Below are 23,130 nucleotides of genomic sequence, written 5' to 3' on the forward strand. Positions count from 1 at the left end.
AGACGCCGGCTTCGAGGCTGGTTGCGCCGGCGGGCTGCGGCTAGGCTTCCCAGGCCGGCTGGCCATCCCGCATTCCGCGGGCGGCGGGGGCCGGCCGTCCCCGCGGGAGTGTTCGCGTGCGCCTCTCACCCGTCACGGCAGCGATGCTGGCGACGCTCCTCGGCGGCCCGCTCGCCGCCGCGGACCGCGCGCCGTTCGAGACCGTGCGCGGCTGGACGGTGGAGCGCCGCGGCAGCGAAACCGGTTCCCCCGCCTGCCGGATGACCCACACCGAGAAGGACGCGCAGGGCGAACTCGCCGGCGTCGTGATCGTCTCGATCGATCGGGGCGGGCTCACCCTGGCGGTCGCCGACCGGAACTGGGACTTCTCGGCGGGCGACCGGTTCAGCGTGCCGATACTGCTCGATGGGAAGCCGGCCGGCGCGACATTGATCTGGACCGGCGATGGCCAAATCCTGCGCACGGCGCTTCCGGAGACGATCGTGCTGGCCCTGCTGGACGCGCGGACGCTGTCCCTGCGTTTCGCGGACGGCGATAAGCCGCTCGTGGCTCCCGATCTCGCCGCCGCTGTCGCCGCCCTGCGACGCTGCGCCGCGGCCCCTTCGAACGGGCCAGCGGTCGCCGCCGCACCGCCGCTGCCGCCTCGGGCACGGATGGCCACCTATACGGTGGGGCTGGCCCTGCAGGGTGTGCTGCGGTCTTGCAGCGTGACGGCAACCGATGCGCAGCGCGCCGCCGTCGATACGAAGATGTCCGCGCTCCAGCCCGAAATGGCGCCCTACGAGGCGGCGATGCGGGCGCAGGTCACGCAGTCCCGCGGCTTTGCCTGCCCCACCGCCGACAAGGATGCGGAGTTTCAGGAGGCTTTGCGCCGGTTCATCACCTTGAGTCCGGACGAGTTCGCGACGGTGATCGACCAGCAAGCGGAAGCCGCCCCGGCGGTCTCGACCGTGAAACCGTAGCGTGTTGTCGAAGCGAATTCGCGCGGTTTGATCTACATCATTGAGCGTGCAGATCCGGTTGTGAGAGGCTTCGGTTGCACCAGCCGAAGTCGCCGCTCGAGTTCCGGAGCGTCGGCGAACCCTCGCGGCTCGATGCATTCCTCCCAAGACTTCTCTCCGCGGCCACCCCCAGGCCAGCGGAGACTTTTTGCGGCCAGCGAGACTTTCACGGCCAAGATTGATCTTTATTAAAACGCCAAACCCTGGATTGCCCTACGCTTGTTGTCTCGCGGAGACCGACCATGGGGCGCATCCGTTCTCCGGACCCGACGGCAGCGCAGGACCGCGCCGTCGCCGCCACGCTCTGCGTGCTGGTCTTCCTGGAATGTCTGACCCTGATCGCGAGCCTGATCTGGCTCTGAATGTCTCTCACGAGACGCCCGATGCGCCGCCGTGCCCGGAACGGAGACGATCGCTGATCGGGCGTTTCGTGAGGCACGCTGAATCCAGCGCCGCGCAATTCCCCAATGGAACCGCGCGGCCCCGTCATCAGCGGCTGGGATAGTTCGGGCTCTCGCGGGTGATCGTCACGTCGTGGACGTGGCTCTCGCGCAGGCCGGCATTGGTGATGCGCACGAACTGCGCTCGCTCCTGGAACTCCGGCACCGTCGGGGCGCCGACATAGCCCATCGCCGCGCGCAGGCCCCCGGCGAGCTGGTGCAGCACCGCCGCGACCGGACCCTTGTAGGGCACCTGACCTTCGATCCCCTCGGGCACGAGCTTGTGGGTGTCGTTGACCTCGGCCTGGAAGTAGCGGTCGGCCGAGCCGCGCGCCATCGCGCCGACCGAACCCATGCCGCGGTAGCTCTTGTAGGAACGGCCCTGGTAGAGGAACACCTCGCCCGGCGCCTCGTCGGTGCCCGCCAGCAGCGAGCCCAGCATCGCCACCGAGGCACCGGCCGCGATCGCCTTGGCGAGATCGCCCGAGAACTTGATGCCGCCATCGGCGATTACCGGCACGTCGGCGCCGTGCGCCGCCTCGACCGCTTCCATGAGCGCCGTGAGCTGGGGCACGCCGACACCGGCGACGATGCGGGTGGTGCAGATCGAGCCCGGTCCGATTCCGACCTTGATCGCGTCGGCACCGGCATCGATCAGGGCGCGGGCGCCCTCGGCGGTGGCGACGTTGCCGGCGATGATCTGCACGGCGTTGGAGAGCTGCTTCACCCGGGCGACGCTGTCGAGCACCTTGCGGGAATGGCCGTGGGCGGTGTCGACCACGACCACGTCGCAGCCCGCATCGATCAGGCGCTCGGCACGCTCGAAGCCGGCATCGCCCGTGGTGGTCGCCGCCGCGACCCGCAACCGGCCCTGCTCGTCCTTGACGGCGTTGGGATAGGTGACCTGCTTCTCGATGTCCTTGACGGTGATGAGGCCGATGCAGCGGTAGTGGTCATCGACCACGAGCAGCTTCTCGATGCGGAATTGGTGCAGCAGCCGCTTGGCCTCGTCCTGCGTCACGCCCTCGCGCACGGTGATGAGCCGGTCGCGGGTCATGAGCTCGGCCACGGGCTGGCCGGCATTGGTCGCGAAGCGCACGTCGCGGTTGGTCAGAATGCCGACGAGCTTGCCGCGCGAGCCGTTGGGGCCGCGCTCGACCACCGGGATGCCGGAGATCCGGTTCCGCTTCATCACCTCGAAGGCGTCGGCGAGGGTCTCGTCGGGGTGGATGGTGATCGGGTTGAGCACCATGCCCGACTCGTACTTCTTGACGAGGCGGACCTGCTCGGCCTGCTCGGCCGGCTCGAGATTGCGGTGGATGACACCGAGACCGCCGTTCTGCGCCATGGCGATGGCCATCGGCGCCTCGGTCACGGTGTCCATCGCCGAGGCGATGATCGGCATGTTGAGCCGGATCGTGCGGGTGAGGCGGCTGGCGATATCGACCTCGCCCGGCATCACCGAAGAGGCGGCGGGGCGCAGCAGCACGTCGTCGAAGGTCAGGCCCTCGATGATCGAGTCAGCGCTGATACGGGCCATGGAAACCAACTCCGGAGACGAGTGTTGCGCCGGGCCGGAAGGTCGCGGCCAGCGGGATCGGGTTGGCAGGGGCCAGTATCATGGGCGCCCCGCGCACGCAAAGCCGCCGCATCCATTCGCGGTGCATGGCTGACCGGCAATCGGCAACGCCCGGCCGATCTCGTTGCGAACCGCAAGACACCATTAACCCTTACGTTCCACCATTCGGGCTGGCCATCCGCGTCTCTTCGCGGGACCGGCCGGCTGGAGACGAGCCCCTCGCCATGATGTCGCGCGCCGAACGCAGCCCCCTCGCGGATTGGTGGTGGACGGTCGATCGCGGCCTGCTTGCGGGCCTCGGCTGCCTGATGGTGGCCGGTCTCGTCTTCCTGATGGGCGGCGGACCGCCGGTGGCCGAACGCATCGGCCTGCCGACCTTCTACTTCCTCAACCGGCAGGCGATGTATCTCGCCCCCACCGTCCTGCTCATCATCGCCGTGTCGTTCCTGTCGGTGCGCCACATCCGCCGCTTCGCCCTGGTGACGTGGCTGCTCGGCGTGGTGCTCTGCATCCTGGCCGGCAAGTTCGGCCCCGAGATCAAGGGCGCGCATCGCTGGATCCAGTTCGGCTCCTTCGGCCTCCAGCCGTCGGAATTCGTGAAGCCCGCCTTCGTGGTCGTCACCGCTTGGGCCTTCTCGGAAGGCGCCAATCGCCGCGACATGCCCGGCGTCATCTTCGCCTTCATGCTTCTGCCGATGACCATCGTGCCGCTGATCCTCCAGCCCGATTTCGGCCAGACCATGCTGATCACGATGGTGTGGTGCACCCTGTTCTTCGTCGCCGGGCTGCACTGGTTCTGGGTGGCGGGCCTCGGATTTGCCGGCATCGTCGGCGTCTTCACCGCCTACACCTTCCTCCACCACGTCCGCGAGCGCATCAACCGCTTCATGGATCCCGAATCAGGCGACAGCTTCCAGGAGGTCTGGTCGCGCGAATCGTTCAATTCCGGCGGCTGGTTCGGCACCGGCCCCGGCGAGGGCGTGGCCAAGCGCCACCTGCCCGACGCGCATACCGATTTCATCTTCTCGGTGACCGGCGAGGAATTCGGCGTGCTGGTTTGCCTGGGCCTCGTGGCACTCTTCGCCTACATCGTCATCCGCGGTCTGAAACTCGCGCGCCGCACCGACGACACCTTCACGAGGCTCGCCATTACCGGTCTGACGACGCTCTTCGGCCTGCAGGCCTGCATCAACATGGCGGTGAACACGCAGCTCATGCCGGCCAAGGGTATGACGCTGCCGTTCGTCTCCTACGGCGGCTCCTCGCTGATCTCGCTTGCGCTCGGCATGGGCTTCCTCGTGGCCCTCACCCGCAAGCGCCCGCGCACCACGGCCGTCAACCAGCGCCCGCCCGGCACCATGCCCTCGGCCGTTCCGGGACTGATGCAGTGACCGTCTTCACCCCCCTGGTTCTCGTCTGCGCCGGTGGTACCGGCGGTCACCTGTTCCCGGCCCAGAGCCTTGCCTACGCCCTGAAAGATCGCGGGATTCGCGTCGCGCTCGCCACCGATGCCCGCGTCGATTCGATCGCGGGCGATTTCCCGGCGGAAGAGATCGTCACCATTGCCTCGGCCACGCCCTCGGGCCGCTCGGTGCTGCGCCGGGCCGGCGCCGTCGTCACCCTCGGCCGGGGCTTCGGTCAGGCCGCCCGCGCCGTGAGGCGGCTCAACCCGGCGGCGGTCGTCGGCTTTGGCGGCTACCCGACCGTGCCGCCGATGCTGGCGGCGCAGTTGCTGCGGGTCCCGACCATCCTGCACGAGCAGAACGCGGTGATGGGCCGGGCCAACGGTTTCCTCGCCAAGGGCGCGCGCGTCATCGCCACCGGTTTCAAGGAGGTGCGCGGCGTGCCCGAGAAGGCGACCGCGCGCCGCGTCCATACCGGCAACCCGATCCGCCCCGCGGTGCTGGCCGTGGCCGAGACGCCCTATCCGTCCCTCGACGCGGAGGCGCCGCTCCGGCTCCTCGTGTTCGGCGGCAGCCAGGGCGCCCGCGTGATGAGCGAGGTCGTGCCGGCGGCGATTGAAAAGTTGCCGCAAGACCTTCGCGCCCGCCTCCACCTCGTGCAGCAGGCGCGGCCCGAGGATCTGACCGCGACGCAGAATCGCTACCTCGCCATGGGGCTCGGCGGGATCGAGGCGGCCCCCTTCTTCAAGGATCTGCCTGGCCGCATGGCGAGCGCCCATCTCGTGGTGGCGCGCTCCGGCGCCTCGACGGTCTCCGAACTCGCCGCCATCGGCCGGCCCGCCATCCTCGTGCCGCTGCCCGGAGCGCTGGATCAGGATCAGGCGGCCAACGCCGCGACGCTGGCCCAGATCGGCGCCGCGCTCTCGATTCCGCAGAGCGCCTTCACCCCCGATCGGCTCGCCGCCGAGCTGGTGGATTTGTTCGAAGCGCCGCGGAAATTGACCCAGGCCGCCGCTGCGGCCAAAACCGCCCGCATCCTCGACGCGGCCGACCGCCTCGCCGCGCTCGTCGCCGAGACGGCGGCCGCGACCTGAAATTAGCGGCAAGCCCGAACGGCTTGCCGCGTCCGGCCGACGGTCGCCCCGCACGCGCGGAGTTCGACGATCCGTGATCGTCGGATTCCGGAACGAGACGGCCGGGGCTCGTCAGCGCCCCGGACTCAAAAGGTTTTCGATATGAAGCTGCCCGAAAAGCTCGGCCCCATCCACTTCATCGGCATCGGCGGCATCGGCATGTCCGGCATCGCCGAGGTCATGGCCAATCTCGGCTATACGGTGCAGGGCTCGGACGCGAACGACAACGCCAATGTCCGCCGGCTGGCCGAGAACGGCATCCGCACCTTCGTCGGCCACCGGGCCGAGAACGTCGAGAACGCGGCGCTCGTCGTGGTCTCCACCGCGATCCGCCGCGACAACCCGGAGCTGATCGAGGCCCGCGAGCGCCGCCTGCCGGTGGTGCGCCGCGCCGAGATGCTGGCCGAGCTGATGCGCTTCAAGTCCTGCGTCGCGGTGGCCGGCACCCACGGCAAGACCACGACGACCTCGCTCGTCGCCACCCTGCTCGACGCCGGCAACCTCGACCCCACCGTCATCAATGGCGGCATCATCAACGCCTACGGCACCAATGCCCGCATGGGTGCCGGCGACTGGATGGTGGTCGAGGCCGACGAATCCGACGGCACCTTCCTCAAGCTGCCGGCGGATGTCGCCATCGTCACCAACATCGACCCCGAACATCTCGACCATTTCGGCTCGTTCGAGGCGATCAAGGACGCGTTCCGGCGCTTCATCGACAACATCCCGTTCTATGGCTTTGCCGTGATGTGCATCGATCACCCGATCGTGCAGGATCTGGTCGGCCATATCGAGGACCGGCGCATCATCACCTACGGCGAGAACCCGCAGGCCGACGTGCGCCTCATCGACATCGACCTGAAGGGCGGCCAGAGCCGCTTCCGGGTGATGATCCGCGATCGCCGCCCCGGCTTCCGCATGGAGATCGAGGATCTCGTCCTGCCGATGCCCGGCCGTCACAACGCGCTCAACGCCACCGCGGCTCTGGCGGTGGCCCATGAACTCGGCGTGCCGTCGGATGCGATCCGCAAGGCTTTGGCGGGCTTTGGCGGCGTCAAGCGCCGCTTCACCCGCACGGGCGAGTGGAACGGCGCGACGATCTTCGACGATTACGGCCACCACCCGGTGGAGATCCAGGCGGTGCTGCGCGCGGCCCGCGCCTCGACCGACGGGCGGGTCATCGCCATCGTGCAGCCCCACCGCTACACCCGGCTTCAGTCGCTGTTCGAGGATTTCTGCACCTGCTTCAACGACGCCGACACGGTGATCGTCGCCCCCGTCTACGCGGCGGGCGAGGCGCCGATCGAGGGCATCGACCGCGATTCGCTGATTGCCGGCCTCAAGGCCCGCGGCCACCGCGACGCCGTTGCCCTTGAGCGCCCGGAGGATCTGGCCCGCCTCGTCGCCGGCCGCGCCGGTTCGAACGACTACGTCGTGTGCCTCGGCGCCGGCACGATCACCCAGTGGGCCTACGCGCTACCGGGAGAGCTGGCGGCTTTGCAGGGGTGAGATGTGCGCTCCGCGGACGACGAGCGGAGTCAGTTTCGCAAACGGCTTCGGCACGACCAGACCGAGGCCGAACGCCGCCTCTGGCTTCGTTTCCGCGACCGTCGTCTCGCCGGATTCAAGTTCGTCCGGCAGGAGAGCATCGGCTCCTACGTGGCGGATTTCTGCTGCCGCGAGGCGAGGCTGATCGTCGAGCCCGACGGCAGCCAGCATGCAGACAGTGCCTATGACGCCGCAAGAGATGCGTGGTTGGTCGAGCGCGGCTACCGAGTCTTGCGCTTCTGGAATGCCGAGGTCATGAGCAATACCCTTGGTGTGCTCGACACGATCCTCGCCGCGCTTCCCCCCTCTCCCCGCCCGCGGGGAGAGGGTCGCGACGACCTCGTCGTCGGCGCGACGAGCCCGCAGGGCGATGGTGAGGGGGCTTCTCAAGCGGAGCCTCCTCCTGATCCGCCCCTCACCCTCGGCTGCCGCCTCGCTTTGCCGACGACGAGGTCGGCAAAGCCCTCTCCCCGCCTGCGGGGAGAGGGGGGAAACGGATATGACCGAGCACTCCCTCATCGACGCGATCCGCGCCGCCGCGCCCGATCTTCGCGGCCGCCTCCTTGAAAATCAGTCGCTCGCCGACCTGACGTGGTTCCGCGTCGGCGGACCGGCGCAGGTGCTGTTCAGCCCGGCCGACGAGGCAGATCTGTCCGCCTTCCTCGCCGCCCTCGATCCAGCCGTGCCGGTCACGGTGATCGGGCTTGGCTCGAACCTGATCGTGCGCGACGGCGGCATTCCCGGCGTGACGATCCGGCTCGGCGGCAAGGCCTTCGGCTCGGTCGAGATCGACGGCGAGACGATCCGCTCCGGCACGGCCGTGCCCGACATGCGGCTCGCTAAGGCGGCGGCGGAAGCCAGCCTCGACGGGCTCGCCTTCTTCCGCGGCATCCCCGGCTCCGTCGGTGGCGCGCTGCGAATGAATGCCGGAGCGCATGGCGGCGAGACCACCGACGTGCTGGTCGAGGTCCGCGGCATCGACCGGAAGGGCGAGGTCCGCCGCTTCAGCCATGCCGAGATGGGGTTCCGCTATCGCCACTCCTCGGCGCCGGACGACGTGATCTTCACGGGCGCGACCTTCCGCGGTCGCCCCGGCAACCGCGAGGCGATCGAGGCGGAGATGGACCGGGTGACCGCCGCCCGCGAGGCCGCCCAGCCGATCCGCGAGCGCACCGGCGGCTCGACCTTCAAGAACCCGGAGGGCGGCAAGGCCTGGCAGCTCATCGACGCCGCCGGCTGCCGCGGATTGATCCGGGGCGGAGCCCAGGTCTCCGAGATGCACTGCAACTTCCTGATCAACCGCGGCGGCGCCACCGCGGCCGACATCGAAGGGCTCGGCGAGGAGGTGCGCCGCCGGGTGCGCGAGCATTCGGGCTTCGAGCTGCACTGGGAGATCAAGCGCATCGGCGTCGAGGCCTCGCCCGCCTGATCGCTCTGCCCCCGGAACCGACCTTCGCCTACGGAGCCCCACCATGTCCAAGCACGTCGCCGTCCTCATGGGCGGCTGGTCTTCCGAGCGGGAAATCTCGCTCCGCTCCGGCAATGCCTGCGCCGAGGCGCTGGAAGGGGAGGGGTATCGCGTCACCCGCGTCGATGTCGGGCCTGACATCGCGACGGTGCTGACCGAGCTGCGGCCCGACGCGGCGCTCAACGCGCTCCACGGCCCAGCCGGCGAGGACGGCACGATCCAGGGCCTCCTGGAGATCCTGAAGATCCCCTACACCCATTCCGGCGTGCTGGCCTCGGCGCTCGCCATGCACAAGGAACGTGCCAAAACGGTCATGCGCGCGGCCGGTGTGAGCGTTCCGGAGGGCCGGGTCGTTAACCGTCATGATGCGGCGAAGTCACACCCGTTAACCCCTCCCTATGTCGTGAAGCCGATCGCCGAGGGCTCCTCCATGGGGGTCATCATCGTGCGTGACGAGCGCTCGCACCCGCCCCAGATTCTCGCCTCCGACGAGTGGGTCTACGGCGAGGAAGTCCTTGCAGAGACTTACGTTGCGGGCCGCGAGCTGACCTGCGCGGTGCTGGGCGACCGGGCCCTCGGAGTGACCGAGATCAAGCCCGTCTCGGGGGAGTGGTACGACTTCGATGCGAAGTACGCCGGAGGGGGTCGATCCACGTCCTCCCCGCGGATCTTAAACTAAATATTTACCAGCGTGTCCAAGAGTTGGCGTTAACGGCGCATCAAGCACTGGGATGTCGTGGCGTCAGCCGTGCCGACCTTCGTTACGACGACACGCCGGGTGGAACCGGCGCTCTCGTCGTCCTCGAGGTCAACACGCAGCCAGGGATGACCCAGACGAGCCTTGTGCCGGAGATCGCGGCCCACGCAGGCCAGAGTTTCGGTGAACTCGTCCGATGGATGGTGGAGGACGCTTCTCTCAACCGCTGAACGCAGCCGGTAACCCCGGCAGCGGCGGGATCCTTGCGGGGCTGCGGCTCCCGAAGATCCTCAGGCGGTTCTCGTCGGCACGTCGGCTCCGGCCGGCGGTACCGATCGAGGCACGCGTGCCGCGGCTCGCGGGCACGGCGCTGGTCGCCGGGCTTGCCGGCACCGTCGCGCTGACCGGCTTCGTCATGAGCGGGCGCTACGATAGCTTCGTCGCCGAGAATGGCCGGCCGCTCGACATCCTCGCGCGGATCGCCGGCTTCGGCGTCGAGCGGGTGACCATTACCGGCCTGTCGCGGATGTACGAGCGCGAGGTGCTGAGCACCGCCGGTATCGACTGGCGCTCCTCCGTGCCGTTCCTCGACGTCGATGGCGTACGCGACCGCCTGCTCGCCGAGAAGCTGATCGCCAGCGCCTCCGTGCGGAAGCTCTATCCCAACGAGATCGTCATCAATCAGGTCGAACGCGAGCCCGCCGCGCTCTGGCAGCAGAACGGCGAGATCCAGGTGATCGCCGCCGACGGCAAGGTGATCGATGACCTGCGCGACGAGCGCTACGTCAATCTGCCGCTCGTCGTCGGCGCGGGCGCCAACGAGCGCCTCAAGGAATATCTCGCGCTGATCGAGGCGGCCGGTCCGCTCGGATCGCGCATCCGCGCCGGCACCTACGTCTCCGGCCGGCGCTGGACGCTCAAGCTCGACGGCGTCGACATCCGCCTGCCCGAGGCCGATCCCGCCGAGGCGCTCGCCCGGCTGGTGCGGCTCGAGCGGGAGAGCAAGATTCTGGAGAAGGACATCATCGCGGTGGACCTGCGCATGGCCGACCGCGTCGTGGTGCGCCTGACCGAGGAGGCTGCGGCCGCCCGGGCGGAGAGCCGCAAGAAGCCGAAAAAGGGGACCGCGACATGAGCGCGTTCCGCCCCGCCGCACTCTCTTCCGTGCCCTGTCGCGTATCCGCCGAGTAGCGTCCGATGCAGACCCATCACGGCCTCACGCCGCGCCTGAAACCGCTTTCCGCCCGTCGGAGCGCGACCATGTCGGTGCTCGACATCGGCACCAGCAAGGTCGTCTGCCTCATCGCCGAGCTGCAGCCGGCCGAGGCGATGTCGACGCTGCGCGGGCGCACCCATCTCGCCCGCATCATCGGCATCGGCCACCAGCGCTCGCTCGGGCTCAAGGGCGGCGCCATCGTCGATCTGGAGGCCGCCGAGGGCGCGATCCGTCAGGCGGTCCACGCCGCCGAGCGGATGGCCAAGGCCGAGGTCCAGTCGGTCATCGTCAACATTTCCGGCGGGCGCATCGCCTCGCAGCATTTCGAGGCGCGGGTGAACGTCCGCTCCGGCACGGTCACCGGCTCCGACGTCGAGCGGGTTCTGGAGACCGCGAGCGCCCACGGCGTCAGCCCCGGCCGGGCGGTGCTGCACGCTCTGCCGACCGGCTACGCGCTGGACGGGCAGGGCGCGGTGATCGACCCGTCCGGCATGATCGGCAACGCGCTCGGCGTCGATCTCCACGTCGTCACCGCCGAGGCGGCCGCCGCGCGCAACCTGATGCTGGCGGTCGAGCACTGCCATCTCGGCGTTGATGCGGTGATCGCCACGCCCTACGCCGCCGGCCTCTCGGCGCTCGTGGACGACGAAGCCGAACTCGGCTGCGCCGTCGTGGATATGGGCGGCGGCACCACCAGCGTCGGCGTCTTCATGGGCGGCCATCTCGTCCATTGCGACGCGGTCGCGGTCGGCGGCCACCACGTCACCATGGACATCGCCCGAGGGCTCTCGACCCGTGTCTCCGTCGCCGAGCGGCTGAAGACCCTCTACGGCTCGGCCATCGCCACGGCCTCCGACGAGCGGGACATGATCGCCGTGCACGGCGTCGGCGAGGACGAGGGCGAGGCGCCCGGTCACGTGCCGCGCTCGCAACTCGTGCGCATCGTCAAGCCGCGGGTCGAGGAGGTGCTCGAACTGGTGCGCGACCGCCTGCGCAATGCGGGCTTCGGCGCCCAGGCCGGTCGCCGGGTGGTGCTCACGGGCGGCGCGAGCCAGCTCGTCGGCATGCCGGAGACGGCCCGCCGCATCCTTCAGGGACAGGTCCGGATCGGGCGCCCGCTCGGCATCCGCGGCCTGCCGGAAGCCGCCAAGGGGCCCGCCTTCTCGGCCTCGGTCGGCCTGCTGGTCTACCCGCAGGTGGCGCATGCGGAGCATTTCGAGCCGCGGGGGCAGGGCGCCTTCGCCGGCACGGGAACGGACGGCTACTTCTCGCGGGTCGGTCGCTGGATCCGGGAAAGTTTCTAGAGCGATGTCGCGCGTCGGGTTTCCGGTTCGCGTGAAGACATCGCGATAAAACAACGACTTGGAGGCGTCCCCGACCCTGCCGGACGGGGAACGGCTCCAACAGAACGACCCCGCGCCGCCGCGAGGCCAGCGCGGGACAAGCAAGACAGGGCAGGCGTCACAAGGCGTCGTTCAGGCAATCGAAAGTCACGAAGGGTTCGACCACATGGCCATCTCTCTTCAGGCTCCGGACATCCGGGAACTCAAGCCCCGCATCACGGTGTTCGGCGTCGGCGGCGCGGGCGGTAACGCCGTCAACAACATGATCGAGTCGGGGCTGCTCGGCTGCGAGTTCGTCGTGGCCAACACCGACGCCCAGGCGCTCACCTCCTCGAAGGCCGAGCGCGTGATCCAGATGGGCATCGGCGTGACGCAGGGCCTCGGCGCCGGCTCGCACCCCGAGGTCGGCTCGGCCGCCGCCGAAGAGGTGATCGACGAGATCCGCGATCAGCTCTCGGGCGCACACATGGCCTTCATCACCGCCGGCATGGGCGGTGGCACCGGCACCGGCGCGGCCCCGGTCATCGCCCGCGCGGCGCGTGACATGGGCATCCTGACGGTCGGCGTCGTGACGAAGCCGTTCCAGTTCGAGGGCATGCGCCGGATGCGCACGGCCGAGGCCGGCATCCAGGAGCTTCAGGCGGCGGTCGATACCCTGATCGTCATCCCGAACCAGAACCTGTTCCGGGTCGCCAACGAGAAGACCACCTTCGCCGACGCCTTCGCGATGGCCGACCAGGTGCTCTACTCGGGCGTCGCCTGCATCACCGACCTCATGGTCAAGGAAGGCCTGATCAACCTCGACTTCGCCGACGTGCGCGCGATCATGCGCGGCATGGGCAAGGCGATGATGGGCACCGGCGAGGCGTCCGGCGAGAACCGCGCCAACCGCGCGGCGGAAGCGGCCATCGCCAACCCGCTCCTCGACGACGTGTCGATGAAGGGCGCCCGCGGCCTGCTGATCTCGATCACCGGCGGCTCCGACCTCACCCTCTACGAACTCGACGAAGCCGCCACCCGCATCCGCGAGGAGGTCGATTCCGACGCCAACATCATCCTCGGCGCCACCTTCGACGAGAGCCTCGACGGCATCATCCGCGTCTCGGTGGTCGCCACCGGCATCGAGCCGGCGCTGATCTCGGCCGATTCCCCGAACAACCCGGAAATCGCCCAGACCGAGCAGCGCATCGCCGAGGTCGCCGAGCGTCTGCGCTCCGAGGCCCGTGCCCGCGCCTCCGCCGCCCTGAGCCCCGCCTCGACGCATCAGGCGGCGCAGCAGAACGGCCACCAGCCGTCGCACCGCCCCGGCCCCGAGCCGCTGCTCGCCCCGAACGCCGGCCCGCGGGCCATGCTGTCGGAGCCGGTGGCGCCGGAGCCGATGCGTGCCGAGCCCGCCCCGGCGATGCACCACCACGATGTCGTGCTGACCCAGGCCCCGGCCCGCGCCGCCGTCCCGGCTTACGAGCAGCCGGCCCCGGCCCAGGCCCAGGAGCCCGCCCAGGCCGCGAACGGCCCCTACGTGCCGCCGCGTCCGCAGCTCGCCCGCCCGCCGCGCATGCCGCAGATCTCGGACCTGCCGCCCCACACCCAGGCGCAGATCCTCAAGAGCCGCGGCGAGGAGCCCCAGCCGGAGCCGAACCAGGATTCCAAGCGCATGACCCTGCTGCGCCGGCTCGCCACGGTCGGTTTCGGCGGTCGCCGCGAGGAAGTTGAGGCCGCTCCGGTGCCGGCGCCCCGCGCCGCCGCCCCGGCTCCGGTCGCCGCGCCCCGCGTCGAGCCGGCCCTGCGGGCGCCCGCGCCTCAGGCGCCGCAGTACCGCCCGCTCAGGGCAATCTCGACGCGCAGGGCCGTGCCCTGCCGCCGCGGATGATGGAAGACGACCAGCTCGAAATCCCGGCCTTCCTTCGCCGTCAGGCGAACTGAAACCTGGTTTGCCTGTGGATCGATGGGGGCAACTCGGCCTCCATCGACCCTCATTGGGGTATTTCGGCCACAGACCCGGAACCGCAAGGTTCCGGGTTTAGCTACTTGTTAAGACCCTGATCAGAAAATGCTTTTCAAAGATCGTGGCGAAACCGTGGCTGTAACAGATCGTAAGAATCCGTGATTTGGCCGGCCTGATTGCCACAGCTATACACGCTTCCGGAACGACAGAAGGCGCGGCCGGTCAATCGACTGCCAGCGCTCGCAGGGGCTTCAAGCAGCGGACGGACTTTCTCATACCGCCCCCCGAAACGGGGTGCGCGGGAAGGATCCTGGCCGAGGGCTAAGGTATGCGGACGAACCAACAGACAACACTCAAAACGTCCGTGACGCTGACCGGAATCGGAGTCCACTCCGGCAACCCGGCGGAGATCACGCTCCACCCCGCCAAAGCCAACCACGGTATCGCCTTCCTCCGGACGGGCACGACCACCGGCAACGACCGGATCATCAAGGCCCACTTCGCCTGCGTCTCCGCCACCGAGCTGTGCACCGTCATCGGTGACGTCGAGACCGGTGCCGTCGCCACCATCGAGCATCTGATGTCGGCCCTCTACGGGCTCGGTGTCGACAACGCTCTGGTCGAGATCGACGGCCCCGAGATGCCGATCCTCGACGGCAGCGCCCGCCTCTTCGTCCAGGCCATCGACAGCGTCGGCCTGGCCCTCTGCCGCGCGCCGCGCCGCTGGATCAAGGTACTCCAGCCCGTTCGCATCGAGGCCGGCCGCGCGTTCGCTGAACTCCGCCCGATCGACCGCGGCTTCCGCCTCGACGTGGAGATCGACTTCGAATCCCCGGTAATCGGCCGCTCGCGCAAGGCGATGGACCTGACCCCGGCCGCCTACCGCCGCGAGATCGCCCCCGCCCGCACCTTCGGCATGATGAAGGACGTGGAGCGCTACTGGAAGGCGGGCTTCGCGCTCGGCGCCTCCCTCGACAACACGGTCGCCGTCGGCGAGACCGCCGTCGTCAACCCGGAGGGCCTGCGCTTCGCGGACGAGTTCGTCCGTCACAAGTTCCTCGACGCGGTCGGCGACCTCGCGCTCGCCGGCCTGCCGCTCCAGGGCGCCTACCGCTCCTATTGCGGCGGCCACCGCATGAATGTCGGCATCCTCGAAGCGCTGTTCGCCGACCGCGCGAACTACGCCATCGTCGAGGGCCAGGGCACCCGCCGCGAGACTGCCCGCGCCGACTTCGGTGCCGGCCTGGGGCTCGCCGCCTTCGCCGCCGAACTGTAACCCGGACGCCACATCGGCCCTCGATCCACGTCGCAGGCGGAATACCTTAAAGGTTCCCTACGCCCTGCCGTTTTGACGCCCGAATCGACGGCCAACCGTAAAAGCCTGCGCGTAGGTCGCGCGCCGCTCCTCAAGCGGCCGGGCCTGACAGGGAAATTGACCGCGATGCCTGTGACCTTCCCGACCCGTGGCGCGATGGCGGCCGTGCTCCTCAGCCTGGGCATCGGGCTCGGCGGCTGCGATGCCCTAGATCCGACCAACCTCTTCGCCGAAAAGTACAAGCCCGAGGCGATCCCGGATACGCCGCGGACAAGCTCTACAGCGAGGGCTTGGCGAAGATGGAAGACAGGGATTACGAGAACGCCGCCAAGCAGTTCGACCAGCTCGACAAGCAGTACACCTATTCCGATTGGTCGCGGAAAGGGCTGCTGATGACGGCCTACGCGAACTACGAGGGCGCGAAGTACGACGACGCCATCAACGCCTCGAAGCGCTACCTCCAGCGCCACCCGGCGAGCAAGGACGCGGCCTACGCCCAGTACCTGATGGCGATGTCGCAATATAAGCAGATCCCGGACGTGACCCGCGATCAGGAGCGCTCCGAGCGCGCCCTCATCGCCCTCCAGGAGCTGGTGCAGAAGTACCCGACCTCCGAATACGCCGCCGACGCCAAGGCCAAGATCCAGATCACCCGCGACCAGCTCGCCGGCAAGGAGATGGAAGTCGGCCGCTTCTACCTCGAGAAGCGCGCCTTCCCGGCGGCGATCAACCGCTTCCGCGACGTGGTCAGCAAGTACCAGACGACCCGCCACGCCGAAGAGGCGCTGGAGCGTCTGGTCGAGGCCTACATGGCGCTCGGCCTCACCGGCGAGGCGCAGACCGCCGCGGCCGTGCTCGGCCACAACTTCCCCGACAGCCCCTGGTACCAGGATGCCTACAAGCTCCTGCAGACCGGCGGCCTGGAGCCGCGGGAGGAGAAGTCCTCCTGGATCAGCAAGATCTATCGCGGCGTGATCGGGCGGACCGCCGCTGCGGAGTAGGGCCTCCTCACAGCACTTGCGCGACACAGGCGAAGCCTTCGAACAGCGTCCCGGATCCGAGATCCGGGGCGCTGTTTTCGTTTCCGTCCCTCCGTCGTCTCCGTGATGCGGAGCCGGCGCGATCCGATCCGCGCACCGTCCGGAGATGGTGCACCGCAGGTCGCTTGGCGGCCGCTCGCGATGGCGGCGTCGGAGATTGAGCCAACTCCAACAAGCCGGACGGATCGGGCTTGGCCTAGCCTTGGGCCGGGCGAGCACGCTTCAGATGAGCCGGTTGATCCGCCGCTCGATTCGCTCGGAATAGGCCCTTGCCACGGGCAGGGCGTCGGTGAGTTCGCCGTAGCGGGTGCACACCTCCGAGAGGAATCCGACGAGCGCTCGGACCGACTGCATCTCCGGATCGTTCGGAGGCGTGTAGCGAAGGGGGCCGCCGCGGTAATCCATTGGGTCGTGGATGGCGCTTCGGTCCTCGTTCTTTCTTCCGAGGAACCCGTCGGACCTCAGCAACGTCTCGGGATGGTCTCTGAGAAGCTCGAACGGTCCGCGGTAATGCGCCGAGAAGCCCCGATCCTGGCAGGCTTGCCCGGCGGTGAGGATCTTCGCCCACCCTCTCACGAATTTGGTGACGTACTGCGCCGCGTTGCGCTCGGAGAAATGTGCGATCCAGAGCCGCCGCTCGACGACCACCGTGCCGCGGCTGCCCTCCGGCAGATGCACGTTGTGCTGCCCCTCCAGCACGAGGCCCTTTTCCTTCGCCAGCCGCCAGCTCGCGATGATCTTGCCGTCGCTGGCGATCTCCGTGCGATGAGTGATGCGGCGCGGGACGAGGTTTTCTCCTGCATCATCCCGGGTCGTATAGTTGTAATGAGCCCAGGGAACCCGGACGGCGACGACGTTCCCGCCGGCGTTTTCCAGCTCTTGGAGGTAGTTCCGCAATCCTCCCGGCAACTGGCGCTCGTCGTAGAACTCGTCGCTGTCGAGACAGGCGACCCAATCCGCATCGTGCCGGTCAACCGCCTCGTTGTAGAGCCAGTTGTTCATGTCGCGCTCGGAGAAGCAGATCGACGGCGACTGATAGACCGTGAGCGGAATCCCCTCTTCGGCGAGTTTTCGGACGATCTCGACGGTCCCGTCCCGGCTGCCGTTGTCGAGAATGATGTGATGATCGACGAAGGCCGCCGCGTGCCGAATGAACGCCTCGATGACATCGACCTCATCGAGCACCCGGCTCACCGCGACCACACGCATGCAATGGCTCTCCAGACGCCTTCAGCCGGATGAACGAAGCAGCCTGCCTCGGGGCCGTCGCGCGGCCGATCGTCGGTCGCGGGTCCCACAGCACTTTCCGGATGAAGTCCTCTCCGCTTACGGCTAAACCCGCGCACAATCCAATAAGGGGCTCTGGCGCCGCTTCATGCTCGTCCAGCTCGCGATCCGCGACATCGTTCTGATCGACAAGCTCGAATTGACCTTCTCCGGGGGGCTCACCGTTCTCACGGGTGAGACCGGTGCGGGCAAGTCGATCCTGCTTGACGCGTTCGCCCTGGCGCTCGGGGGGCGCGGCGATGGCGGTCTCGTGCGGCAGGGCGAGGCGCAGGGCGGCGTCACCGCCGTGTTCGACGTGGCCCTCGACCATCCCGCCCGCGCCGTCGCGGCGGCGGCCGAGATCGACACCGATGGCGACCTGATCCTGCGCCGCACGCAATTCGCCGACGGGCGCACCCGCGCCTTCGTCAACGACCAGCCGGTCGGCGTGCAGACCATGCGGGCGATCGGTACGGCGCTCGTCGAGATCCACGGCCAGCACGACGACCGGGCCTTGGCCGACCCCACCACCCACCGCAGCATCCTCGACGCGTTCGGCGGGCTTCAGGGTCCGCTGGCGCAGGTGGCGTCGGCCGCCAAACGCGTGCGCGCCGCCCGCTCGACGCTGGCCGAGCAGCGCGAACGCGTCGAGGCCGCGCAGAAGGAAGCTGACTTCCTCCGCCACGCGGTGGAGGAACTGGGCACCCTCGATCCGCAGGCGGGCGAGGAGGCCAAGCTCGCCGAGCGCCGCACGCTGATGCAGCAGGGCGAGAAGGTCGCCCGCGAGTTGAACGAAGCACTCGACCTCGTCGGCGGCTCCGGCTCGCTCGTGCCGCATCTCTCCTCCGCCGTGCGCCGCCTGGAGCGGCGCAGCGCCACGGTGCCGACCCTGGTCGATCCGAGCATCGCCGCCCTCGATGCGGCCCTCGTCGCGCTGGACGAGGCGCGCGCCGCCCTCGATGCCGCGGTGCTCGCCGCCGAGTTCGATCCGCGCGAGCTGGAACGTGTCGAGGAACGGCTATTCGCCCTGCGCGCCGCCTCGCGAAAATATTCGGTCCCGGCCGACGACCTCGCCGACCTGCGCAGCCGCTACGATGCGGACGTGGCCGCCCTCGATGCTGGCGAGCAGGCGCTTGCCGGGCTCGAGGCCGAACTCACGGCGGCGGAAGCGGCCTATGCCCAGGCCGCCAAGCGGCTCGGCGATGGGCGTCGCAAGGCGGCCAAGGCGCTCGATGCCGCGGTGCAGGCCGAGTTGCCGCCGCTGAAGCTGGAGGGCGCACGCTTCATCACGCAGATCACCGTGGACGAAGCCTCGCGCGACGCCGCCGGCACCGAGCGGGTCGAGTTCTGGGCGCAGACCAATCCCGGCACCCGCGCCGGCCCGATGATGAAGGTCGCCTCCGGCGGCGAGCTGTCCCGCTTCATGCTGGCGCTCAAGGTCGTGCTCGCCGGCAAGGGCTCGGCGCCGACGCTGATCTTCGACGAGATCGACACCGGCCTCGGCGGCGCGGTGGCCGACGCGATCGGCGCACGGCTCGGCCGGCTCTCGGAGCAGGTTCAGGTCGTGGCCGTGACCCACGCGCCGCAGGTCGCCGCCCGCGCGGTGACGCATTTCCGCATCGCTAAGGACAGCGTGAAGGGGAAAACGGCCAAGGGCGCGGAGAAGAGCGCCGAGCGGGTGACGACCCGCGTGGTCGGGCTCGCGGCGGATGCGCGCCGGGAAGAGATCGCCCGGATGCTGGCCGGCGCCACCGTCACCGACGAGGCGCGCGCGGCGGCGGCACGGCTGCTCCTGGGAGCCGAGGGCTAATCGCCCTCGTCGAGTTCGATCCCGTATTCCGCCAGCACCCAGAAGATCGCTTCCAGATCGTCGGCGGTGACGTCGCGGGGCGGCAACGCCTCTTCGAGGTCGTCGTAGGTGAGCGAGCGGCGGCGCTCGGCATCAGCCTTGGCCAGCAGGCGATCGACCGTCATGCGGATGTCGGCCGGCAGGGCATCGTGGCTCGGCAGCACGATCCCGCCGGCCGGGCGCAGGGCGTCGCTGAGCAAGCGATCGATGATCGCCTGCCGTCGCGCGTGAGCTCCGTCCGAACTGTCCATGCCACGGAATATGGACCGTCGCGGGCGCGCGTCGAGTCTCCCGAGGCCGCCGTCTTACATGACTCCTTGCATGGCTCCTCGCGTCACTCCTTGCCGACCGACATCAGCAGGCGCTCGGTACGGGCATCCTCCAGGCGGTTGACCATGCGGCGGCCCTCATGGACGTCGCGAAGAGTCTTGGTGGCGGTGATGCAGGACTGGACCAGCATCACCGTGCCCATGGCGAGATAGCCCTTCATCCAGAAGTCGAGGGGCATGAACAGGATGCCGAAGCCGACGAGCGCGGCGGAGGCGACGAAGGAGGCTTGGGTGAACACGACCCAGGCGCCGGTATGCTGCGCAGTCTCTTGGGACATGGCTGAATTCCTTGGAACGCGGGAGGGCGGATCAGACGGAGGCGGCGCCGGCGGCCTCGGCGCGGCTTCGCAGGCGGGCGAGCACGTCGTCGGAGGAGGGGCGCGTCCGAGGCCCGAAGCCCTCACGTTCGAGGCGCTCGGCAAGAGTCTCCTCGGGCGTCTCGATCGCGGCCAGCGCGTCGTCGGTATCCGTCGCCTCGGCCTGGAGCCGCTGAAGTCGGGCCAGCGTCGCCTCGGCGTCCCGCAACGTCGCGCGATCCCGCACGCCCTCCGTCCGGCGCAGACGCCGGACTGCTTCGGACGCCGCCGCGACCCGCCGCCCGCGCTCTAAGGCCGCCTGTCGCCGAGTCGCATCGGCGAGCACCGTGCGCATCCGGACCACCTCGGCCGCGAAGGTCGCCCGTGCGGCGCGCAGGGCGTCCCGTTCGGCCTCAAGACTCGTGATCGCCTCGGCCGCCTCATGGGCCAGATCCTCGCGGCCCGCCGCAAGCGCGGCCACCGCGCGGGTCTCCAAGTCGGCGGCGCGGGCCTCGACCTGCGTGAGACGCCGCGCCTCCGCGCTGTGCCCGGCCATGGCTGCGGCCAGCATGCGCCGGCCGCGCTCCAGATCGGCGGCGGTCTCGCGGATCTGCTGATCGAGCACGAGGAGGGCGTGGCGGTCGTGGACCTCCTCGCAGGCTTGGGCGGCAGCGCCGCGGGCGAGGGTTCGCAACAGCGTCAACATAGCATCACTCCGAGGGCGTGACCGCGTCGTCACGCCCTCATGGATGAGCCTGGTTTGCACAGCGTGCAAGTGATGATTTGCACACCGTACAATCTTGATCGCCGTCGGGCGCCGAGCCGGCGGAGCCGGACGAGCCCCTGCTCAGTCCCTCACGGCCAATGTCGCCGCCTTTGCGATCCGCACGGGAATCGCCTTGGCCGCCGGCACCTTGGCCTGGGCATCATGGTGCCAGAGCGGGATCAGCACGTTCAGCTCCGGGTAGTAGCCTGCGCAATTGCCGGCGGGGATGTCGTACTTGACGATCCTCAGGCCCTTCACCTCACGGGCGAACTCGTCGGCGGCCTCGGTCACGACATCGACGGTCTCACCATCGGTGAGTTGCAGCCGCTCGATGTCGTTCTCGTTCATGAACAGCACTTGGCGGGTGCCTTTCACCCCGCGGAAGCGGTCGTGATACCCGTAGATCGTGGTGTTGAACTGATCGTTCGAGCGCAGCGTGATGAGGTCGAGCACGTCGCGCCGGTCGCTCTTCATGTCCGGGTCCATGTCGAGCCCGTCCGGCGGCACGACGAAGTTCGCCTTGCCGGTGGACGTCTCCCATTTGCGCTCGCGCGCGGCGATCGGCTTGTGCTGCCCGCCGGGCTCGAACAGGCGCGCGTTGAAGTTCTTGAACTTCTCCGGATAGGTCGCCTCGATGGCGTCGCGCACCCGCGCGTAATCGCCGACCCACGCGTTCCAATCGACCTTGGGGTTGGCCGGCAGCGTCGCCTTAGCCAGCTGCGCCACGATCCAGGGCTCGGAGCGCACATGGTCGCTCACGGGCCGGGCGACGCCGCGCGAGCCGTGGAAGCAGGAGGTCGAGTCCTCCATCGACACGGCCTGCGGCCCGCTCGCCTGCTCGTCCACCTCGATCCGGCCGAGGCAGGGCAGGATGTAGGCGACCTCACCATGCACGAGGTGCGAGCGGTTGAGCTTGGTCGAGATCTGCACGGTGAGACGCAGCGAGCGCCACGCTTCCTCCATCCGCTTCGTGTCGGGCACCGCGCGGATGAAATTGCCGCCGAGCCCAACGAAGGCCTTCACCTTGCCGGAGAGAACGCCTTCGCAGGTCTCGACCGTGTTCATCCCCTTCTCGCGGGGCGGCTCGAAGTCGTACATTTCCTTGAGTTTATCGAGCGGCACCAGCGACGGCTCGTCGGCGATGCCGACGGTGCGCTGGCCCTGCACGTTCGAGTGGCCGCGCACGGGGCAGATGCCGGCGCCGGGCCGCCCGATATTGCCGCGCAGGAGCAGCAGGTTGACGAACATCTGCACCGTCTCGGTGCCGCGGCGGTGCTGGGTCAGGCCCATCCCATAGATGCCGATCACCGCCCGCGCGCGGGCGTAGACGGCGGCGGCCGCCTCCATCCCCTCGCGCCTCAGGCCGGACTTGGTCTCCAGCGCCGGCCATTCGAGCCGGTCGCAGAACTTCTCGAACTTCTCGAAGCCGTGGGTGTGCTCGGCGATGAAATCGATATCGAAAACGCGCGGGCGCCCCTCCGCCTGCGCCTCTCGGTCCATGGCGAAGAGCGCCTTGCAGATGCCGCCGAGCGCCGCGATGTCGCCGCCGGCCTTCACCTGATGGTACTGAGTCGAAATCTGCGTCGAGGAATGGGTCAGCATCTCGACGGGCGATTGCGGGTTGGTGAACCGCTCCAACCCGCGCTCCCGCAGCGGGTTGAAGGTGATGATGGGCACGCCCCGGCGGCGGGCGTCCTGCAGCGGGTGGAGCATCCGCGGCGAATTCGAACCGACATTCTGTCCGAAGAACAGGATCAGGTCGGTGGTCTCGAAATCCTCCAGCACCGTCGTGCCGACGGGGACGCCGATCGATTGCGGCAGCGCCTTCGAGGTCGATTCGTGGCACATGTTGGAGGAGTCGGGCAGGTTGTTGTTGCCGTACATGCGCGCGAACAGCGCGTACATGTAGCTCGTCTCCAGCGAAGCCCGACCCGACGAGTAGAACACGGCCGAGGTCGGGTCCGTCTCACGCAGAGCCTTCAGCTCGCGTCCGATCTCCGCGAAGGCCTCCTCCCAGGAGACGGACACGTAGCGGTCGCGCTGCGGATCGTAGCGCAGGGGGTGCGTGAGCCGACCCTTCTCCTCGAGGTCGTAGTCCGGCCACGTCAGCAATTCGGTGACCGAGTGGCGCTCGAAGAAGTCGGGGCCGATCCGCTTGCGGGTCTGTTCCCAGGCGGTCGCCTTGGCGCCGTTCTCGCAATACTCGAACGTGGACGGCTTGGCCGGCTTCGACCATGCACAGGACACGCACATGAAGCCGCCCGGCTTGTTCTGCTTCATCAGCATCGCCGCGCCGGAAGCCGGGATCTCCTCGCGGGTCAGGATGTCGATGAGCGAGCGGGCCGACCCCCATCCGCCGGCCGGGTCGGTATAGGCTTCGATCTTCTCGTCGGGCATGGCCAGGCTCGCTTCGCGTGAACCTCCGGCCAACATCCGCGCCAAACGCAGAGTTCCGCCCGTGCGACGATGCCTACGGCTCTGTGAGAAGCGCCACGC

At 68.9% G+C, this 23,130-nt stretch carries 15 protein-coding genes and 5 pseudogenes; 14 read left to right on the plus strand and 6 right to left on the minus strand.

Going from position 1 to position 23,130, the window contains the following annotated elements; translation table 11 throughout:
* Window positions 1-116: 116 nt before the first annotated feature.
* A complete protein-coding gene (locus MSPGM_RS14710; RefSeq protein WP_003602513.1) occupies window positions 117-962 on the plus strand; it encodes a hypothetical protein in 846 nt (281 codons plus the stop codon).
* A 528-nt stretch (window positions 963-1,490) separates the two neighbouring features.
* Here the strand turns inward: MSPGM_RS14710 and guaB are convergent.
* Complete coding sequence (gene guaB / locus MSPGM_RS14715) at window positions 1,491-2,981, minus strand: IMP dehydrogenase (protein WP_003602509.1); 1,491 nt, start codon at window positions 2,979-2,981, stop codon at window positions 1,491-1,493.
* A 263-nt stretch (window positions 2,982-3,244) separates the two neighbouring features.
* Here guaB and MSPGM_RS14720 point away from each other — a divergent pair, with 263 nt between their 5' ends.
* The 12 genes and pseudogenes from MSPGM_RS14720 to MSPGM_RS14770 all read left to right on the plus strand — a co-directional run bounded on the left by MSPGM_RS14720 (window position 3,245) and on the right by MSPGM_RS14770 (window position 16,089).
* A complete protein-coding gene (locus MSPGM_RS14720) occupies window positions 3,245-4,411 on the plus strand; it encodes an FtsW/RodA/SpoVE family cell cycle protein (RefSeq protein WP_003602507.1) in 1,167 nt (388 codons plus the stop codon).
* Window positions 4,408-5,517, plus strand: a complete 1,110-nt coding sequence (murG, locus tag MSPGM_RS14725; protein ID WP_003602505.1) for an undecaprenyldiphospho-muramoylpentapeptide beta-N-acetylglucosaminyltransferase — start codon at window positions 4,408-4,410, stop codon at window positions 5,515-5,517. The genes MSPGM_RS14720 and murG overlap by 4 nt, the downstream gene beginning before the upstream one ends.
* Before the next feature lie 141 nt (window positions 5,518-5,658).
* Entirely contained in the window at window positions 5,659-7,065 is a 1,407-nt protein-coding gene (gene murC, locus MSPGM_RS14730) for a UDP-N-acetylmuramate--L-alanine ligase (protein WP_003602503.1), read from the plus strand.
* A gap of 3 nt (window positions 7,066-7,068) precedes the next feature.
* Window positions 7,069-7,344, plus strand: a pseudogene (locus MSPGM_RS25505) (endonuclease domain-containing protein); the annotation flags it as partial.
* 66 nt (window positions 7,345-7,410) lie between these two features.
* Window positions 7,411-7,592: pseudogene (locus MSPGM_RS25510) on the plus strand (hypothetical protein); the annotation flags it as partial.
* Window positions 7,593-7,603: 11 nt separating this feature from the next.
* Window positions 7,604-8,533 (plus strand): UDP-N-acetylmuramate dehydrogenase, encoded by a 930-nt coding sequence (murB, locus tag MSPGM_RS14740; RefSeq protein ID WP_003602500.1) that lies wholly within the window; start codon window positions 7,604-7,606, stop codon window positions 8,531-8,533.
* A 43-nt stretch (window positions 8,534-8,576) separates the two neighbouring features.
* Window positions 8,577-9,499 (plus strand): annotated as a pseudogene (locus tag MSPGM_RS14745) (D-alanine--D-alanine ligase).
* Window positions 9,466-10,404 (plus strand): cell division protein FtsQ/DivIB, encoded by a 939-nt coding sequence (locus MSPGM_RS14750; RefSeq protein WP_012753198.1) that lies wholly within the window; start codon window positions 9,466-9,468, stop codon window positions 10,402-10,404. The pseudogene MSPGM_RS14745 and the gene MSPGM_RS14750 overlap by 34 nt, the downstream one beginning before the upstream one ends.
* 62 nt (window positions 10,405-10,466) lie before the next feature.
* On the plus strand, window positions 10,467-11,789 hold the full coding sequence (gene ftsA, locus MSPGM_RS14755) for a cell division protein FtsA (protein WP_003602496.1): 1,323 nt from the start codon (window positions 10,467-10,469) through the stop codon (window positions 11,787-11,789).
* Window positions 11,790-11,994: 205 nt separating this feature from the next.
* Window positions 11,995-13,751, plus strand: a pseudogene (gene ftsZ / locus MSPGM_RS14760) (cell division protein FtsZ).
* 350 nt (window positions 13,752-14,101) lie between these two features.
* Window positions 14,102-15,049, plus strand: coding sequence for a UDP-3-O-acyl-N-acetylglucosamine deacetylase (gene lpxC, locus MSPGM_RS14765; protein WP_004447585.1), 948 nt, complete (start codon window positions 14,102-14,104; stop codon window positions 15,047-15,049).
* 165 nt (window positions 15,050-15,214) lie between these two features.
* Window positions 15,215-16,089: pseudogene (locus MSPGM_RS14770) on the plus strand (outer membrane protein assembly factor BamD).
* Between the two features lie 261 nt (window positions 16,090-16,350).
* Here the strand turns inward: MSPGM_RS14770 and MSPGM_RS14775 are convergent.
* A complete protein-coding gene (locus MSPGM_RS14775; protein ID WP_004447591.1) occupies window positions 16,351-17,337 on the minus strand; it encodes a glycosyltransferase family 2 protein in 987 nt (328 codons plus the stop codon).
* A 166-nt stretch (window positions 17,338-17,503) separates the two neighbouring features.
* Between MSPGM_RS14775 and recN the strand changes: the two genes are divergently transcribed.
* A complete protein-coding gene (gene recN, locus MSPGM_RS14780) occupies window positions 17,504-19,204 on the plus strand; it encodes a DNA repair protein RecN (protein WP_004447593.1) in 1,701 nt (566 codons plus the stop codon).
* Here recN and MSPGM_RS14785 read toward each other — a convergent pair.
* The 4 genes from MSPGM_RS14785 to MSPGM_RS14800 form a co-directional block, all read right to left on the minus strand.
* The gene (locus MSPGM_RS14785; RefSeq protein WP_012254285.1) at window positions 19,201-19,494 is read right to left on the minus strand and encodes an RNA polymerase sigma factor region1.1 domain-containing protein; all 294 of its coding nucleotides are present in this window, start codon (window positions 19,492-19,494) and stop codon (window positions 19,201-19,203) included. The two genes, recN and MSPGM_RS14785, sit on opposite strands and share 4 nt — an antisense overlap.
* Window positions 19,495-19,577: 83 nt before the next feature.
* The gene (locus MSPGM_RS14790; protein WP_004447596.1) at window positions 19,578-19,850 is read right to left on the minus strand and encodes a YiaA/YiaB family inner membrane protein; all 273 of its coding nucleotides are present in this window, start codon (window positions 19,848-19,850) and stop codon (window positions 19,578-19,580) included.
* A gap of 31 nt (window positions 19,851-19,881) precedes the next feature.
* Entirely contained in the window at window positions 19,882-20,574 is a 693-nt protein-coding gene (locus MSPGM_RS14795; protein WP_012753201.1) for a PspA/IM30 family protein, read from the minus strand.
* Between the two features lie 141 nt (window positions 20,575-20,715).
* Window positions 20,716-23,031 carry an FdhF/YdeP family oxidoreductase gene (locus MSPGM_RS14800; protein ID WP_003603961.1) on the minus strand — a complete coding sequence of 772 codons (2,316 nt, stop codon included), beginning with the start codon at window positions 23,029-23,031 and terminating at the stop codon, window positions 20,716-20,718.
* Between the last annotated feature and the right edge of the window lie 99 nt (window positions 23,032-23,130).

This window comes from Methylorubrum sp. GM97, from assembly GCF_024347855.1.
GTDB classification, from domain to species: domain Bacteria; phylum Pseudomonadota; class Alphaproteobacteria; order Rhizobiales; family Beijerinckiaceae; genus Methylobacterium; species Methylobacterium extorquens.

Coding starts and splice junctions, on each gene's coding strand:
- ftsA (WP_003602496.1), top strand. CDS start 10,467: ATGCAGACCCATCACGGCCTCACGCCGCGCCTGAAACCGCTTTCCGCC.
- MSPGM_RS14785 (WP_012254285.1), bottom strand. CDS start 19,494: ATGGACAGTTCGGACGGAGCTCACGCGCGACGGCAGGCGATCATCGAT.
- MSPGM_RS14795 (WP_012753201.1), bottom strand. CDS start 20,574: ATGTTGACGCTGTTGCGAACCCTCGCCCGCGGCGCTGCCGCCCAAGCC.
- murB (WP_003602500.1), top strand. CDS start 7,604: ATGACCGAGCACTCCCTCATCGACGCGATCCGCGCCGCCGCGCCCGAT.
- MSPGM_RS14775 (WP_004447591.1), bottom strand. CDS start 17,337: ATGCGTGTGGTCGCGGTGAGCCGGGTGCTCGATGAGGTCGATGTCATC.
- MSPGM_RS14790 (WP_004447596.1), bottom strand. CDS start 19,850: ATGTCCCAAGAGACTGCGCAGCATACCGGCGCCTGGGTCGTGTTCACC.
- murC (WP_003602503.1), top strand. CDS start 5,659: ATGAAGCTGCCCGAAAAGCTCGGCCCCATCCACTTCATCGGCATCGGC.
- recN (WP_004447593.1), top strand. CDS start 17,504: ATGCTCGTCCAGCTCGCGATCCGCGACATCGTTCTGATCGACAAGCTC.
- guaB (WP_003602509.1), bottom strand. CDS start 2,981: ATGGCCCGTATCAGCGCTGACTCGATCATCGAGGGCCTGACCTTCGAC.
- MSPGM_RS14800 (WP_003603961.1), bottom strand. CDS start 23,031: ATGCCCGACGAGAAGATCGAAGCCTATACCGACCCGGCCGGCGGATGG.
- lpxC (WP_004447585.1), top strand. CDS start 14,102: ATGCGGACGAACCAACAGACAACACTCAAAACGTCCGTGACGCTGACC.
- MSPGM_RS14720 (WP_003602507.1), top strand. CDS start 3,245: ATGATGTCGCGCGCCGAACGCAGCCCCCTCGCGGATTGGTGGTGGACG.
- MSPGM_RS14750 (WP_012753198.1), top strand. CDS start 9,466: ATGGATGGTGGAGGACGCTTCTCTCAACCGCTGAACGCAGCCGGTAAC.